The sequence below is a fragment of the Streptomyces eurocidicus genome, from assembly GCF_002891295.1.
GTDB classification, from domain to species: Bacteria; Actinomycetota; Actinomycetes; order Streptomycetales; family Streptomycetaceae; genus Streptomyces; species Streptomyces eurocidicus.
On sequence record NZ_LGUI01000009.1, the window covers coordinates 249,082 to 264,191 of the forward strand.

At 73.2% G+C, this 15,110-nt stretch carries 15 protein-coding genes; 9 read left to right on the forward strand and 6 right to left on the reverse strand.

The window, feature by feature from the left end; all coding sequences use genetic code 11:
- Positions 1–442 precede the first annotated feature (442 nt).
- Positions 443–1,801, reverse strand: a complete 1,359-nt coding sequence (locus tag AF335_RS25095; protein ID WP_102920681.1) for a hypothetical protein — start codon at positions 1,799–1,801, stop codon at positions 443–445.
- Between the two features lie 167 nt (positions 1,802–1,968).
- The gene (locus AF335_RS25100) at positions 1,969–3,477 is read right to left on the reverse strand and encodes an LCP family protein (protein ID WP_228773109.1); all 1,509 of its coding nucleotides are present in this window, start codon (positions 3,475–3,477) and stop codon (positions 1,969–1,971) included.
- 180 nt (positions 3,478–3,657) lie between these two features.
- Here AF335_RS25100 and tatA point away from each other — a divergent pair, with 180 nt between their 5' ends.
- From tatA to AF335_RS25115, 3 genes are all read left to right on the forward strand, one after another.
- Complete coding sequence (gene tatA / locus AF335_RS25105; RefSeq protein ID WP_102920682.1) at positions 3,658–3,855, forward strand: Sec-independent protein translocase subunit TatA; 198 nt, start codon at positions 3,658–3,660, stop codon at positions 3,853–3,855.
- A gap of 94 nt (positions 3,856–3,949) precedes the next feature.
- Positions 3,950–5,329, forward strand: coding sequence for an alkaline phosphatase (locus AF335_RS25110; protein ID WP_102920683.1), 1,380 nt, complete (start codon positions 3,950–3,952; stop codon positions 5,327–5,329).
- Positions 5,330–5,543: 214 nt separating this feature from the next.
- The gene (locus tag AF335_RS25115) at positions 5,544–6,482 is read left to right on the forward strand and encodes a beta-ketoacyl-ACP synthase III (protein ID WP_102920684.1); all 939 of its coding nucleotides are present in this window, start codon (positions 5,544–5,546) and stop codon (positions 6,480–6,482) included.
- A 311-nt stretch (positions 6,483–6,793) separates the two neighbouring features.
- Here the strand turns inward: AF335_RS25115 and AF335_RS25120 are convergent, their stop codons facing one another.
- Together AF335_RS25120 and AF335_RS25125 are read right to left on the reverse strand one after the other, a co-directional pair.
- Positions 6,794–7,009: a hypothetical protein gene (locus tag AF335_RS25120; RefSeq protein WP_102920685.1), complete on the reverse strand. Its 216-nt coding sequence runs from the start codon at positions 7,007–7,009 to the stop codon at positions 6,794–6,796.
- Positions 7,010–7,072: 63 nt separating this feature from the next.
- Positions 7,073–7,984 carry a glutaminase gene (locus AF335_RS25125; protein WP_102920686.1) on the reverse strand — a complete coding sequence of 304 codons (912 nt, stop codon included), beginning with the start codon at positions 7,982–7,984 and terminating at the stop codon, positions 7,073–7,075.
- Positions 7,985–8,149: 165 nt separating this feature from the next.
- On the opposite strand from AF335_RS25125, the gene AF335_RS25130 reads away from it, so the two are divergent.
- Both AF335_RS25130 and AF335_RS25135 read left to right on the forward strand, forming a co-directional pair.
- Positions 8,150–8,740, forward strand: coding sequence for an N-acetylmuramoyl-L-alanine amidase (locus AF335_RS25130; protein WP_102920687.1), 591 nt, complete (start codon positions 8,150–8,152; stop codon positions 8,738–8,740).
- Positions 8,741–8,819: 79 nt separating this feature from the next.
- The gene (locus AF335_RS25135) at positions 8,820–9,785 is read left to right on the forward strand and encodes a 1-aminocyclopropane-1-carboxylate deaminase/D-cysteine desulfhydrase (protein WP_221504856.1); all 966 of its coding nucleotides are present in this window, start codon (positions 8,820–8,822) and stop codon (positions 9,783–9,785) included.
- Between the two features lie 247 nt (positions 9,786–10,032).
- Here AF335_RS25135 and AF335_RS25140 read toward each other — a convergent pair whose 3' ends face one another.
- Positions 10,033–11,631: a Na+/H+ antiporter gene (locus tag AF335_RS25140; RefSeq protein WP_102920689.1), complete on the reverse strand. Its 1,599-nt coding sequence runs from the start codon at positions 11,629–11,631 to the stop codon at positions 10,033–10,035.
- Between the two features lie 40 nt (positions 11,632–11,671).
- On the opposite strand from AF335_RS25140, the gene AF335_RS25145 reads away from it, so the two are divergent.
- The 4 genes from AF335_RS25145 (at position 11,672) to AF335_RS25160 (ending at position 14,132) form a co-directional block, all read left to right on the forward strand.
- A complete protein-coding gene (locus AF335_RS25145) occupies positions 11,672–11,932 on the forward strand; it encodes a UBP-type zinc finger domain-containing protein (RefSeq protein ID WP_102920690.1) in 261 nt (86 codons plus the stop codon).
- 80 nt (positions 11,933–12,012) lie between these two features.
- A complete protein-coding gene (locus AF335_RS25150; protein WP_102920691.1) occupies positions 12,013–12,558 on the forward strand; it encodes a GNAT family N-acetyltransferase in 546 nt (181 codons plus the stop codon).
- Positions 12,559–12,766: 208 nt separating this feature from the next.
- Entirely contained in the window at positions 12,767–13,180 is a 414-nt protein-coding gene (locus AF335_RS25155) for an ATP-binding protein (RefSeq protein WP_102920692.1), read from the forward strand.
- A 16-nt stretch (positions 13,181–13,196) separates the two neighbouring features.
- Complete coding sequence (locus tag AF335_RS25160) at positions 13,197–14,132, forward strand: RNA polymerase sigma factor SigF (protein WP_244927149.1); 936 nt, start codon at positions 13,197–13,199, stop codon at positions 14,130–14,132.
- Between the two features lie 331 nt (positions 14,133–14,463).
- On the opposite strand, the gene AF335_RS25165 is transcribed toward AF335_RS25160, so the two are convergent.
- A complete protein-coding gene (locus AF335_RS25165; protein WP_102920694.1) occupies positions 14,464–14,982 on the reverse strand; it encodes a hypothetical protein in 519 nt (172 codons plus the stop codon).
- Between the last annotated feature and the right edge of the window lie 128 nt (positions 14,983–15,110).

A 15,110-nucleotide genomic window follows, 5' to 3' on the forward strand; every position in this document is an offset into this window, starting at 1 on the left:
CGGAACCCCACGCTTCCGGGCCTCCCGGAGCCCAGGGACCTCTCGGCCCCCGGACAAGCGGAGGGCCAGCCTGCCGGGCACCCGAGGCCCCCCGGAGAGTGGCCAGACCCCCGGGGACTTCGGAACCCCCACCTCCGGCCCCCCGGAGCCCAGGAACCTCTCGGCCCCCGGACAGGCGGAGGACCAGCCCACCGGACGCGCGAGGACTCCCCGGGGGGCCAGACCCTCGGGGATTCCGGAAACCCCCACGCTTCCGGCCCTTCTGCCCCGCCCAGGGACCTCTCACCCCCGGCGCTTCCGGACCTCCCGACCCCCAAGGGCCTCCCAGCCCCCCCACGCTTCCGGCCCCGGGCCGGGGCTTTCCCAAGCCTCCCGCAGGTCCTGAGCCTCTCGGCCCAGGGCGGCCTCCCCCGATCTCCAGAAAAGAGGAGGCCGCACCCCGTCACCAGTCGCCGCCCCCGAACCCCCCGCCCCCGCCGTCGCCGAATCCGCCGCCGTCACCCCAGCCGCCGCCGAAGTCGTCCGTGTTGAAGTCCGAGCCCGTGTAGTCGCCGCCCTCCGGGCCGCCCGCCTCGGGCGAGGCCGCGTAGGCCGGACCGCTGAGCATCCCGCCCAGCATGGTGCCCACGAGCAGGCCGGGCAGCAGGCCGCCGCCGAAGTAGCCGCCCGCCCAGGGGGCGTAGGCGGGGCCCGCGTTCCAGTACGGCTGTGGGCCGTCCGGGGTCCGCACCGTGCGGGACAGCGGCTCCTGGCCGTCGGCCACCCGGGCCGCGTCGGCCGCGCACGCCGGTACGGTCCGGACCGTACCGCCCGGGGGCGCCCACTCCACGTCCTGGACGGACGGGCCGTGGCGCGGGTCGAAGAAGCACGGCACGCGGCGCTCGGGCAGCGGGGCGCCCGTGCGGCGGGCGGCGAGGGTGGCCAGGGCGAAGCGGCCCTGGTCCAGCGTCCCGGTGACGGCCGTGACATCGGCCGGCACCTTCGCGGCGGCCATCTTGGACTTGGCCTCCTCGTAGGCGTCGAGCGCCGTCCCGTAGTCCTTGCGCATGGCGTCGTCGGCGCCGGTCTCGGAGGGGGAGAAGTCGAGCCGGTCGAGCTCCTCGCCGAAGGCGGTGATGTCCTCGTCGACGACGACGCGGAGGGCGTCGAGCTCGGCGCGCTCGCGCTCCTCCCGGCGCTTGCGGTTACGCCGGTAGAGGGCGTACGCGCCCGCGCCGCCCGCGACGACGACCGCGCCGCCGGTGATCAGGCCGGTGGCCGAGACCCCGGAGTCGGAGTCGCCCCAGGAACCGGGCTCGCTGCCCTTGGCCTGCCGGTCGGCCTGGTCGACGAAGCTGTTGAGCTGGGTCTTCGCGTCGCCGCCGGACCGCTGGACGGAACCCGTGAGATTACGGATGGCGGCCACCGACATCACCTTGCGGTCGGCGTGGGCGTTGAACTCGGTGCCGCGGTGGATGACGTAGACCCCGGCGATGCCGACCTTGGAGCGCAGGTCCTGGAAGACCGTCGCCTTGGGGTAGTCGTCGGTGGCGGGCAGGACGGCCACGAAGACCGGCTTCCCCGCGTCCCTGATCTTCTTCGCCAGCGCCTCGGCGTCGGCGGCCGGCAGCTGGGCGTCGGCCCGGGGGTCGACGTAGACGGGCCCCTTCTTGAGCACCTCGGCCGCGGCGTCGAGGCCGGTGGCGGTGGTACCGGGGTCGGCGTGCGCGGCGGGGGCGGAGAACGCCGCGCCGGCCAACGCGATCAAGGCGGCGATCAGGACCAGCAGCGGCCTGGGCAGCGCCCGGTGGGTGGCGGACATGGCGTTGCTCCTCGGAGAAGGACTGCTCGAAGAAGGGATCAACGGACTCTCACTCTGCGCTTACCACGAAAACGGATCAATCAGGCACGGCGTTCCCCCCTCGCCCCCCGCATTCCCCTGCCCGGCCGGGGCACATCCATGTCCCCGGCCGGCCGGCGGGCGCGCTCTCAGCCGTACGAGAGGTCGGCGCAGGGGTCGTCGTCGGCCGACCGGGCCCGCGCCTTGGTCTCCGGGGAGGGCGTGCCGGAAGGGTCCGGGGGCGGCGTGCCGGAAGGGTCCGGGGACGGCTCCGCGCCCGGGGTCGGCGCTGCCGCGTAATCCCTCCCGAGGGTGACGGAGATGCCGTCCGCGGCGTCGCCCCGGACGTACGCGCCCGGGAACATCCGGGCGAGGGCGTGGGCGCGGCCCGCCTGGCCGGGGCCGAAGGCGATCACGGTGGTCGCCTGGTCGCGCCCGTGCGCGGTGGTGGTGCCCGTGACGGTGAAGCCGCGCTCCTCAAGGGCCGCGGCGGCACGGGCGGCGAGGCCGGTGACGGTGGTGCCGTTGGCGACGGAGACCCGCGTCCCCTCGCCCTTGACCGGCGCGGCGGCCTCCGCCTGGGCGGCCCCGCCGCCCGCACCGCCGGCGGATCCGCGCCCCTTCCCCGTCGCGTCCTGGCCGTCGATCGTGCGGTCGGCCTTGAGGGAGGCCCACAGCGCGTCGGCGTCGGGCTGGACGATGTCGACGCGGTCCCCCGCGTAACGCCAGGGGACGGTGACGAACTTGATGTCGTGCAGGTCGATGTGTTTGAGCGACATCGCGAAGGAGATCAGCTTGTCGGCCGAGCCCAGACCGGGGTCGACGGTCATCGACTTGGTGGCCGCGTCGGCCAGCGGCAGCAGCGTCGTCGGGTTGAGGCCCTGCGACCGCACCTTCTTGATCATGCTGGAGACGAACGCCTGCTGCCGCTGGATGCGGCCGATGTCGGAGCCGTCGCCGATGCCGTGGCGCACGCGGACGTAGTCCAGCGCCTTCCGGCCCGAGACGCTCTGCTGCCCCCGGGGGAAGAGGAGGTCGCCGCGGGTGCCGAGGTGGGGGTTGAGGTCCCCCGCGTAGACGTCCTTGGGGACGCACACCTGGACGCCGCCCACGGCCGAGGTCATCGCGGAGAAGCCCTCGAAGTCGACGACGACCGTGTGGTCGACCCGCAGGCCGGTGAGCTTCTCGACGGTGTTCTGGGTGCAGGCCGGGTTGCCCTTGGCCGACTCCCCCACGGAGAAGGCGGAGTTGAACATCGCCCGGGTGCGCGGGGGCGTCCAGGTGCCGTCGGGCAGCCGGCAGGGCGGGATGTCCACGAGGGTGTCGCGGGGGATGGAGACCCCGACGGCGTGTTTGCGGTCGCCGTAGACGTGCAGCAGGAAGGCGGTGTCCGAGCGGCCCACGTCCCCTTCGCCGCCGCCCAGCCCGCTGTTCCCGCCGGAGCGCGAGTCCGAGCCGATGACCAGGACGTTCTGCCCGGCGGCCCCGGCGCCGGGCCGGTCGTCGGAGAGGCCGTCCGCGTCGAAGGTGCTGATGTTGCCGTTGAGTTTGAGGTAGACCCAGCCGGCCCCGGCGGTCAGCAGCATCAGCAGCGACACCAGGACGACCGCGGGGATCCGCATCCGGTGGGGTCCGCCCTTCCCTCGGGTGCCAGTCATCTACGAGCCCTCATCTACTCCCCCGGTACTCCCCGGCGCCTGCCCTGTCGTCCGCATAGACGGCCGGGAGACCACTTTGGTTGTCCAGTTGCGCAATCTGGCAAGTATGGTGAACGGGTACCCCGGCGCCGTCCGGCGTCACCACCCGACACCGCTGAACCGAAGAGAGGTGCGGCCCTCATGCTGCGCAACGCCCTGGAGCCCTGGCACATCCTCGTGGTCGTAGTCGTCCTGGTCGTCCTGTTCGGCTCCAAGAAGCTGCCGGACACCGCCCGGTCGCTGGGCAAGTCGATGCGCATCCTCAAGAGCGAGGCCAAGGCGCTGCGCACGGACGACGCCGCGGCGGCCCCCGCGCCCTCCGCCGACAGCCCGCGGTGACCTCGGCGTCACCTGGACGTCCTCCGCGGTACACCCACCCCTGGTGAGCTTCGTGCGGCCGGGCATCCCGCCCGGGCTCTGAGGAGGAAACACCATGGGTTCTCGTCCGTACCGGCGCCGTCTCGCCTGGGGTGCCGCCGCGCTGCTCGCCGCCGGGGTCGCGGTACCGGCCGCGTACGCCGCGTCGGACTCGGGCGACGCGTCCGGCCGGGAGGCCGCCGCCGCGCCGTTCGCGGGCCACGGCGCCCAGAAGGCCAAGAACGTCATCCTGCTCATCGGCGACGGCATGGGTGACTCGGAGGTCACCCTGGCCCGTGACTACACCGTGGGCGCGGCGGGCCGGCTGAACATGGACAAGTTCCCGCTCACCGGCGCGTACACCACGTACTCCGTGGACAAGAACGGCAAGCCGGACTACGTCACCGACTCCGCCGCCAGCGGCACCGGCTGGGCGACCGGCCAGAAGACCGTCAACGGCCGGATATCCAAGTCCCCCGGCACCGACAAGCCGATGACGACGATCCTGGAGCTGGCCCAGCGCAACGGCCTGGCGACCGGCAGCGTCACCACCGCCGAGCTCACCGACGCCACCCCGGCCGTGCTCGCCTCGCACGCCACCGACCGCAGCTGCGCGGGCCCGAACGACATGAAGGCGTGCCCGAACGACACGATCGCCAAGGGCGGCCCGGGCTCGATCGCCGAGCAGAGCGTGAACCACAAGGTGGACGTGCTGCTGGGCGGCGGCAAGGCCCGCTTCGACCAGAAGATCTCCGAGGGCCGCTTCAAGGGCGCGACCGTCACCCAGCAGGCCGAGAAGCTCGGCTACCAGGTGGTGACCGACGACAAGGGCCTCAAGAACGCCCGGCCCGGCAAGCCCGTCCTCGGCCTCTTCGCCGACGGCAACGTCCCCGTCGAGTGGACCGGCAAGGCCGCGGCCCAGGGCGGCACCGAGCCGCAGCGCTGTGTGACGAGCAACCCGGAGCGCAAGGCGGGCACGCCGAGCCTGGACGACCAGACCCGCAAGGCGCTCCAGCTGCTGGAGGCCAAGCAGAAGGGCTCCAAGAAGGGCTTCTTCCTCCAGGTCGAGGGCGCCTCGATCGACAAGCGCGACCACGCCGCCGACCCCTGCGGCCAGATCGGCGAGACCGCCGCCCTGGACCGGGCGGTGAAGGTGGCCCGCGCGTACGCCGCCGCCCACCCGGACACGCTCGTGGTCACCACGGCCGACCACGCCCACACCAGCCAGATCGTGCCGCTGGAGGCCACCCCGCCCGGGCTGTCCTCAACCCTGGTCACGAACGAGGGCGGGCAGCTGAAGGTCAACTACTCCACCAACACCCCGGGCAAGGCGCAGGAGCACACCGGCACCCAGGTGCGCATCGCGGCGCAGGGCCCGCAGGCCGAGCGGGTGCTCGGGGTGACCGACCAGACCCAGCTCTTCACCACCATCCGCTCGGCGCTCACCCTGCGCTGAGCCCGGTCCGGGGGCGTCCCGGACCCCTTCCGCCACCGGCCCGGCAAGGGGCCGCGGGGGCAGGTGCCCGGCCGTGCGACACGGCCGGGCCCTGAGGTTTGTGCCAGTTATCGGGCCCGAACATTGGCGGATCACATACCCCGTACGAACCGAGTACCGTCGAGACTGTTGGTTCCCGTACCAGCTTGCCCGCCCCGCGCAGGAGGAACCGCCGATGACCGGGTCCCGCGTACTCGCCCTCGGCCACTACCAGCCCGCCAGAGTGCTGACCAACGACGAGCTGGCCGCCATGGTGGACACCAGCGACGAGTGGATCCGCTCCCGCGTCGGCATCCGCACCCGGCGCGTCGCCGAGCCGGACGAGACGGTCGCCTCCATGGCCACGGAGGCCGCCGGCAAGGCCCTCGCGAACAGCGGCCTCGCGGCGGACGCCATCGACCTCGTCCTCGTCGCCACCTGCACCGCGGACGACCGCAGCCCGAACACGGCCGCGCGGGTCGCCGCCGCGCTGGGGCTCGCCGCCCCGGCCACGATGGACGTCAACGTCGTCTGCTCCGGCTTCACCCACGCGCTGGCCTCCGCCGACCATGCGATCCGGGCCGGCGCCGCGACGAACGCGCTGGTCATCGGCGTGGAGAAGTTCACCTCGGTCGCCGACTGGACCGACCGCACCACCTGTGTCCTGGTCGGCGACGGCGCGGGCGCCGCCGTGGTCACGGCCTCGGACGAGCCGGGGATCGGCCCGGTCGTCTGGGGCTCGGTGCCCGGCATGGGGCACGCCGTCCGGATCGAGGGCACCCCGTCCCGCTTCGCCCAGGAGGGCCAGTCCGTCTACCGCTGGGCCACGACCCAGCTCCCGCCGATCGCCCGCCGGGTCTGCGAGCGGGCCGGGGTCGCGCCGGAGGAGCTGGCGGCGGTCGTCCTGCACCAGGCGAACCTGCGGATCATCGAGCCGGTGGCGCGGAAGCTGGGGGCGGTGAACGCGATCGTGGCGACGGATGTGACGGAGTCGGGGAACACGTCGGCGGCGAGCATTCCGCTGGCGCTGTCGAAGCTGGTGGCGCGGGGCGAGATTCCGCATGGGGCGCCGGTTCTGCTGTTCGGCTTCGGCGGGAACCTGTCGTACGCGGGCCAGGTCATCCGCTGCCCGTAGCCGCGCCCCTGCGGGGGGCGTTTCCCCAGCCCCGCCCCTTCCCGCAGTATCCGATGTGCGGCTCCGCCGCGCGGGGGGCTCCGCCCCGGACCCCGGTCCTCAAACTCCCCCAGCTACCGCTGGGGGTGCCCCCAGGAGGTGCCCCCAGACGGGCTGATTTGTTGCCCCGGATCGGGCGGAAAGCCGAGCTCGGACAGGGGCGAAAATCCAGCCCGGCCGGCGCTTGAGGCCACCGCGCGTCAGCGCGGAACGGGGGCCCGGGGCGCCAGCCCCGGTTGCGGGAAGGGGCGGGGTGGGGAAAAGCCCCCCGCCTACGGCGACTCCCGCAGATACAGCGCCCCGCACGAATGGCAGACCGGCACACTCCCCCAGTCATCCGCCGAACGCGTCGCCGCCGCAGGCGAAAGCTCCCGCCCGCACATCCCCGTCGCCTCGTCCTCCCGGACGACATGCCACGTCTTGACGACCGCGTCCGCGTCCTCCGGCGAGAACCCGTCCACGTACTCCGCGCGAAGCTCGTGCTCCATGAGGCACCTCCTCGTCCACGATGGGGGACGGCGCGGCACCTCGCCACCGCGCGGGGCCGGGGGTCAGAACACCGACCAGCCCGTCAGCGTCGTGAAGTGGTCCAGCGCGGCCACGCCCGCCACCGAGTTCCCCCGGGTGTCCAGGCCGGGGCTCCACACACAGAGCGTGCAGCGGCCCGGTATGACGGCGACGATGCCGCCGCCCACCCCGCTCTTGCCGGGCAGGCCCACGCGGTAGGCGAAGTCGCCGGCGGCGTCGTACGTCCCGCAGGTGAGCATGACCGCGTTGATCTGCTTGGCCTCGCGGCGCGGCAGCAGGCGGGTGCCGTCGGCGCGCAGCCCGTGGCGGGCCAGGAAGCCGCTCGCCAGGGCGAGGTCGCGGCAGCTCATCTCGATGGAGCACTGCCAGAAGTAGTGCTCCAGGACCGTGGGGACGGGGTTGTCGAGGTTGCCGTAGCTGGCCATGAAGTGGGCCAGGGCCGCGTTGCGGTCGCCGTGCTCGGTCTCGGAGGCCGCGACGGCCGGGTCGAAGGCGACGTCGGGGTTGCCGCTCTCCGCGCGCAGGAACTCCAGCATCGTGGTGCTGGCGTCGCCGGTCAGGGTCTGGAGCCGGTCGGTGACGACGAGGGCGCCCGCGTTGATGAACGGGTTACGCGGGATGCCGTTCTCGTATTCGAGTTGCACCAGGGAGTTGAAGGGGTTTCCGGACGGTTCTGTCCCGACCCGCTCCCAGATCCGCCCGCCCCCCTCCGCCAGGACCAGCGCGAGGCTGAACGCCTTGGAGATCGACTGCACGGAGAACGGGTGTTCCCAGTCGCCCACGCCGTACACCCCGCCGTCGACGTCGACGACCGCCATCCCGAAGCGCCCGGTGTCCACTCCGGCGAGGGCGGGGATGTAGTCGGCCACCTGGCCACGGCCCACCAGCGGGCGCGCGAACGCGGCGACCTCTTCGAGAACGGCCTGGTAGTCCACTGTCCGAGTCTCGCGCTTCCGTGTCGACGATGGGATTTTCGGCCTGAGGCCGGATCGGCTCGCACGATATCCGAACGCCCGGCCCACCTGCGAACTTTTGGGTAGAAGGGGGTCATTCGGCTTACGCGTCCGGCGTACGTCATACGCATTGCAAGGAGGGGCGGCATGGCTCCACCCATGTCCGCGAACGAGTTCCTCGCCGCGCTCAGACGCGAGGGGGCCACCGTCGTCGAGGTCGACGGATGGCGGCACCACAACCGCGCCGGCCACGGCCCCTGGGGGCCGGTGAACGGCGTCATGATCCACCACACGGCTTCCTCGGGGACCGACAGCACCGTCCGCCTCTGCTGGAACGGCTACGACCGGCTGCCCGGCCCGCTCTGCCATGGCGTGATCGCCAAGGACGGCCGGATCCACCTCGTGGGCTGCGGGCGCGCCAACCACGCCGGGGCGGGCGACGGCGACGTCCTCCAGGCGGTGATCGCCGAGAAGCGGCTGCCCCCGGTCCGCTGGGCGGACACCGACGGGAACGTCCACTTCTACGGCTTCGAGTGCGTCAACCTCGGGGACGGCGAGGACCCCTGGCCGGACGAGCAGCTCCTGGCCGCCGAGCAGGTGGCGGCCGCGATCTGCCGCTACCACGGCTGGACCGAGCGGTCCGTGATCGGCCATCTCGAATGGCGGCCGGGGAAGACCGACCCGGTCGGCTTCTCCATGGAACAACTGCGCGAACGGGTCCGTGAGCGGCTCAAGTGACAATGGACGGGTGACCAGTGACCTCCCCGCCGAGCACGCGGCCGACGGCGCCCCCGGCTCCGCCGCCGGGCTCGCCGCGCTGCGGCCGCGGCTGCCGTCCCCGCTCGTGGAGCTGCCGGACGAGCGGTTCGCGCGGCGCGGCGTACGGCTGCTGCTCAAGCGGGACGACCTGATACACCCGGACCTGCCGGGCAACAAATGGCGGAAGCTGGCGCCGAACCTGCGGGCCGCCGCCGAGTCGGGCCACCGCACCCTGCTGACCTTCGGCGGCGCGTACTCCAACCATCTGCGGGCCACCGCCGCCGCGGGCCGGCTGCTCGGCTTCGCGACCGTCGGCGTCGTCCGCGGCGACGAGCTGGCGGGCCGGCCGCTCAACCCCTCGCTGGCCCGGTGCGCGGCGGACGGCATGCGGCTGGTCTTCGTCACCCGCGCGACCTACCGGCGCAAGACGGAGCCGGAGGTGCTGGCCGCGCTGCTCGCGGAGGCCGGCGGGCCCTGCTTCGTCGTGCCCGAGGGCGGGTCCAACGCCGCCGCCGCGCAGGGCTGCGCGGAGCTCGGCCTGGAACTGCGCGGGATGGCGGACGTGGTGGGGGTGGCCTGCGGCACCGGAGGCACGCTCGCCGGGCTCGCGGCCGGGCTCGGCGAGGGACAGCGGGCCATCGGTTTCCCCGTGCTCAAGGGCGGCTTCCTCGGCCGGGAGATCGAACGCCTGCAGACCGAGGCGTTCGGCGGGCGGCGCGGTGACTGGCGGCTGGACGAGCGCTTCCACGCGGGCGGCTACGCCCGCAGCACACCCGAGCTGGACGCCTTCGCCGACGACTTCACGGCCCGGCACGGGCTGCCGCTGGAGCGGCTGTACGTGGCGAAGGCGCTGCACGGCCTGACGGTGCTGACGGAGGCGGGGGCGTTCGCGCGGGGGACGACGGTGGCGGCGGTGGTGACGGGGGCGGCGGAGCCGGCGGGCCGGACGCCCGCGGCGGGCTCTGTCCCCACCCCGCCCCTTCCCGAAACCGGGGGCAAGCCCCCGGGCCCCCGGCCGCGCTGACGCGCGGTGTCCTCAAACTCCCCCGGCTACCTCCCCCAGCTACCGCTGGGGGTGCCCCCAGCCGGGCTGGATTCACCCCTGTCCGGGGTCGGCTTTCCCCTGCGCCAGGGGTGACTTTCCCGCCCGGTTCCGGGCAACAACTCAGCCCGTCCGGCGATTGAGGACCGGGGCCCGGGGCGGAGCCCCGTTCGGGAAGGGGCGGGTCGGGGAAAGCCCCGCGCAGCGGCACCCGCACCCGCACCCGCCCTCACTCCTCCTCCCGATAAGCCGCCGCCTCCTCCAGATCCAACCGCCGCAACAACGTCCGCAACATCTCGTCATCGATCCGCCGAGCATCCCGCAGCGCCACGAACACCTCCCGCTCCGCGCCGATCATCTCCCCGGCCAGCCGGCGGTACGTGTCGTCCGCCGACTCCCCCGTCGTCTCGTCGACCGTCCCGAGCCGCTCCCACACCGCGTTGCGGCGCCGTTCCATGACCGCGCGGAGGCGGTCGGCGAGGGGTTCCGGGAGGGAGGCGCTCCCGGAAGCGAGGAGTTCGTCGAGGCGGCGCTCGGCCGCGACGGACGCCTCGCTCTGGGCCTGTGCCTCGGCCAGGGTCTCGGCGGCCCGGTCGCGGGCGGGCAGCCGCAGCCGGCGGATCAGCGGCGGCAGGGTGAGCCCCTGGACGACCAGCGTGCCGATCACGGTGCTGAAGGTGAGGAAGAGGACCAGGTTGCGCGCGGGGAACGGCTCGCCGCTGTGCGTGGTGACGGGGATGGAGAAGGCGATGGCGAGCGAGACGACGCCGCGCATGCCGGCCCAGCCGACGACGAACACGCTCTTCCATGTCGTGTCGGGCTCCCGTTCGCGGATCCTCGGCGAGAGGGCGCGCGGCAGGAAGCTCGCGGGGTACACCCAGACGAAGCGGGCGGCCACGACGGCGGCGAAGACCGCGGTGGCGTACCAGAGGGCGGTCTCCCCGAGCCCGTACGGGCCGAGGCCCCGCAGCACCACGGGCAGTTGCAGCCCGATGAGCGCGAAGACCGCGGACTCCAGAACGAAGGCGACCATCCGCCACACGGCCGCCTCCTGGAGCCGGGTGGCGAAGTCGACCTGCCAGGAGTGGTGCCCGAGGAAGAGTCCGACGACCACGACGGCGAGCACCCCGGACGCCTCCACCTGCTCGGCGGCGGCGTAGGCGAAGAAGGGGATGAGGAGCGAGAGCGTGTTCTGGAGGAGCGGCTCGCGCAGCCGCTTGCGCAGCCAGTGCAGCGGCACCATGAGGACGAGTCCGACGGCGACCCCGCCGACCGAGGCGACCGCGAACTCCCGCAGGCCCTCGCCCCAGGTCGCGCCCTCGCCCACGGCCGCGGCGAGCGCGACCTTGAAGGCGGTGATGGCGGTCGCGTCGTTCACCAGCGACTCGCCCTGGAGGATCGTGGTGATCCTGGAGGGCAGCCCGAGGCGGCGCGCGATGGCCGTGGCGGCGACGGCGTCCGGCGGCGCGACCACGGCGCCGAGTACGAGCGCGGCGGTCAGCGGCAGACCGGGCACCACCAGATAGGCGACGTAGCCGACGGCGAGCGTCGCGAAGAGGACGTAGCCGACCGAGAGCAGGGCGACGGGCCGGACGTTGGCCCGGAGGTCGAGGTACGAGCTGTCGAGCGCGGCGGTGTGCAGCAGGGGCGGCAGCAGCAGGGGGAGCACGATGGCGGGGTCGAGGGTGTAGCGCGGCACGCCCGGCACGTAGGAGGCGACGAGCCCGGCGGCGACCAGCAGCAGGGGCGCGGGCACGGGGGTGCGCCGGGCCGCTCCGGCGATCGCCGCACTGACCGCGACCAGCAACAGCAGTGGCATTACGTCCATGGGTCCCCACCCGTCTTGGTTCAGTTCTAATCTGGCAATCATGAGCGAATGCCCTCACGTTCCCGAGCTGCCGCGCCCCGAGCCGGCCGCGCTGCACCCGACCTGCCCCGAGTGCGAGGCGGCCGGCAGCCACCCGGTGCAGCTGCGGCTGTGTCTGGAGTGCGGGCACGTGGGGTGCTGCGACTCCTCGCCCTTCCGGCACGCCACCGGGCACTTCGAGGAGTCGGGGCACGCGGTGATGCGCAGCTACGAGCCCGGGCAGAGCTGGCGCTGGTGCTATGTGGACCGGCGCATCGTCTGACCGGAGGGGCCCCGGCCCGGCGGCGGGGGTGGCCCCTCGGCCGCCGGGGTACTGTCACCGGTGACCGCTAGCATGCAGACATGATCCGACCCGCCACGCCCGACGACGTTCCCGAGATCCACGCCATGGTCCGCGAACTGGCGGACTACGAACGGGCGCTGGAGGGCGTGCGGACGACCGAGGAGCAGCTGCGCGAAGCGCTGTTCGGCGCACACCCGGCGATCTTCGCACTGATAGCGGAGAGTGACGGATCCACCGGCGCCGGCGGTGCGGCGGCGGGTGAACCGCTCGGCTTCGCACTCTGGTTCCGCAACTTCTCCACCTGGACGGGTACGCACGGTATCTATCTGGAGGATCTCTACGTCCGGCCGCGCGCCCGCGGCACCGGGCTCGGCAAGGCGCTCCTCGCCGAGCTCGCCAGGATCTGCGTCGACCGTGGCTATCAGCGTTTCGAATGGTCAGTGCTGGACTGGAACGCTCCCTCGATCGCGTTCTACAAGTCGCTCGGCGCCGAGCCGATGGACGAATGGACGGTGCAACGGATGTCCGGAGAACCGCTCCGCACTCTTGCGGCGTTCGCGCAGAGTGACGAAAATCCCAACAGGGCGACCGCTCTTTCGAATTGAGACCGCAAGGCCCTAGGCACTGTCCGTGCTCATGGGTTTACCATGAGTGACAGTGGCGGTGCTGCTCCACGGAACCTCGGATCGCGATAGCGTCGCAGCCGAACCATGTGCCGCACCGGACCGCGCCGCCCTCCGCCGGAGGGCGACCAGAAGCGCGGTGCCGGTGCTCGTAACAGCTCAAGAAGCTTGTGCCACCTTGGAGGTGAGGGTGTCCCCAATCGCAGGCGAGCCCGGGACCCAGGACTTCGTGGAAGTCCGGCTGCCCGCTGCGGGTGCCTACCTGTCGGTGCTGCGGACGGCGACTGCCGGCCTCGCGGCCCGCTTGGACTTCACCCTCGACGAGATCGAGGACTTGCGCATCGCCGTGGACGAGGCATGCGCGATCCTTCTGCAACAGGCCGTGCCCGGCTCCGTACTCAGCTGCGTCTTCCGCCTGGTGGGCGACGCGCTCCGGGTGACCGTCTCGGCGCCCACCACGGACGGCCGCGCACCCGAGCGCGACACCTTCGCCTGGACGGTGCTCTCCGCCCTGGCCGGTGAGGTCGACTCGACCGTCGCGGAGGACCGCACGGTCAGCATCAGCCTGCACAAGAAGCGCGGCGCCGGCCCCGGACAGCCGTGACGGAAGAGGGGGCTCCGTGAGTACTGCATCGTCGCGGGGAGTGCGTACCCCGGCCATCCCGCAGCAGCCTGCCCGGCCGCGCCCGGAGGACCCGGGTGATCCGGTGAACCCGGAGCCGGGCCAGGCGAGCGACCCACCAGAGCGGGCGGACCACATGGATCAGCACCAGCAACAACAGTGGCACCAGCACCCGCATGCGAACGACCGCAGTGGTGCCCGGGCCCTGTTCATCGAGCTGCGGACGCTTCCGGACGGCTCGCCCGAGCGCGCCGAGCTGCGCAACCACCTGGTGCGGATGCACCTGCCCCTGGTGGAGCACCTCGCGCGCCGCTTCCGTAACCGCGGTGAGCCGCTGGACGACCTCACCCAGGTCGCCACCATCGGCCTGATCAAGTCGGTGGACCGGTTCGACCCGGACCGCGGCGTGGAGTTCTCCACCTACGCCACGCCGACGGTGGTCGGCGAGATCAAGCGGCACTTCCGCGACAAGGGCTGGGCGGTGCGGGTGCCGCGCCGCCTCCAGGAGCTCCGGCTGGCGCTGACCACCGCCACCGCCGAGCTCTCCCAGCGGCACGGCCGGGCGCCCACCGTCCATGAGCTGGCCGAGCAGCTGGGGATCTCGGAGGAGGAGGTCCTGGAGGGCCTGGAGTCCGCCAACGCCTACAGCACCCTCTCCCTGGACGTCCCGGACACGGACGACGAGTCCCCCGCCGTGGCGGACACCCTGGGCGCGGAGGACGAGGCGCTGGAGGGCGTGGAGTACCGCGAGTCGCTCAAGCCCCTGCTGGAGGACCTCCCGCCGCGCGAGAAGAAGATCCTGCTGCTCCGCTTCTTCGGCAATATGACCCAGTCGCAGATCGCCCAGGAGGTCGGCATCTCCCAGATGCATGTCTCCCGGCTGCTCGCCCGCACCCTCGCCCAGCTCCGGGACCGGCTGCTCATCGAGGAGTGAGCGAAGCCGCCTACGGCGGGGTGCGTACGGTGCCGCGGCGACGCGGGACGGCCTGCGGCGCCGGGCGTCGTGGAGCCGAGCGGCACGGCGTCGCGTCGCGCGCGGGCGTACCGCGGGGCCCGTCCGTCACGGGGCCATCCGTCACGGGGCCGTTCTCGTGGGATCACTCCCCGTGGGGACGCTCCTCGCGGGAACGCTTGGGAATGCCGCCCTCCGGGCGAGTCCTGCCGGTGCGGCGCTCCCGGTAGCCCTGCCCGCCGCTCATGACGCGGGCCAGGACCGTACGCGGGCCCGCCGCCCGCGCGGGCCCCGCACACGGGCCCCACGGAGGTCAGACGTCGCGCGGGGTGATGCCGAGCGCCTCGGTCGCCGTCGGGTTCACCAGCAGCGCCAGGGTGCCCACGGCCACCAGCGCCAGCACGACACCCGCCGCGATCATCAGCGCGCCCCCGGCGTTGGCCAGCGTCCAGGCGACCGGCAGGGCCATGATCTGGGTGATCATGGCGGGCCCCCGGCTCCAGCGCCGCCGCAGCCACAGCCCGCGCGCCGCCACCAGCGGCAGCGCGGCCAGCGCCAGCACGGTGAGGCCGCCCGTCTCCGCCTGCTGCGGGCTGTCCGGCTTCCCCAGCAGGCCCATCACCAGCAGATAGATCCCGGAGGCGACCAGCGCGACGCCCTCCAGGCCGGACAGCGCGGCGGCGGCCGTCAGCCGGGCCGGCCGGGGGTCCGTGGGCCCGGCGGGCCGGGCAGGCGCGCCCTGACCGCCCGCGGGGCGGCCGGTGCCGGCGCCGGCACCCTTCCGGGCGGCGCTCTTACGGGGGGTCTTCGACGCGGACTGCTTGCTGCTCACCCCAGCAGGGTAGCCGCAGGAGAAACGCGGGAGGCCGGTCCCGAGGGACCCGGCGGGCCTCGGTGGGCGCCGGGGAAGGCAGTGGGAAGGCGGGCCTGGGATGGGTCGTGTACCGACAGGTAGGTAGG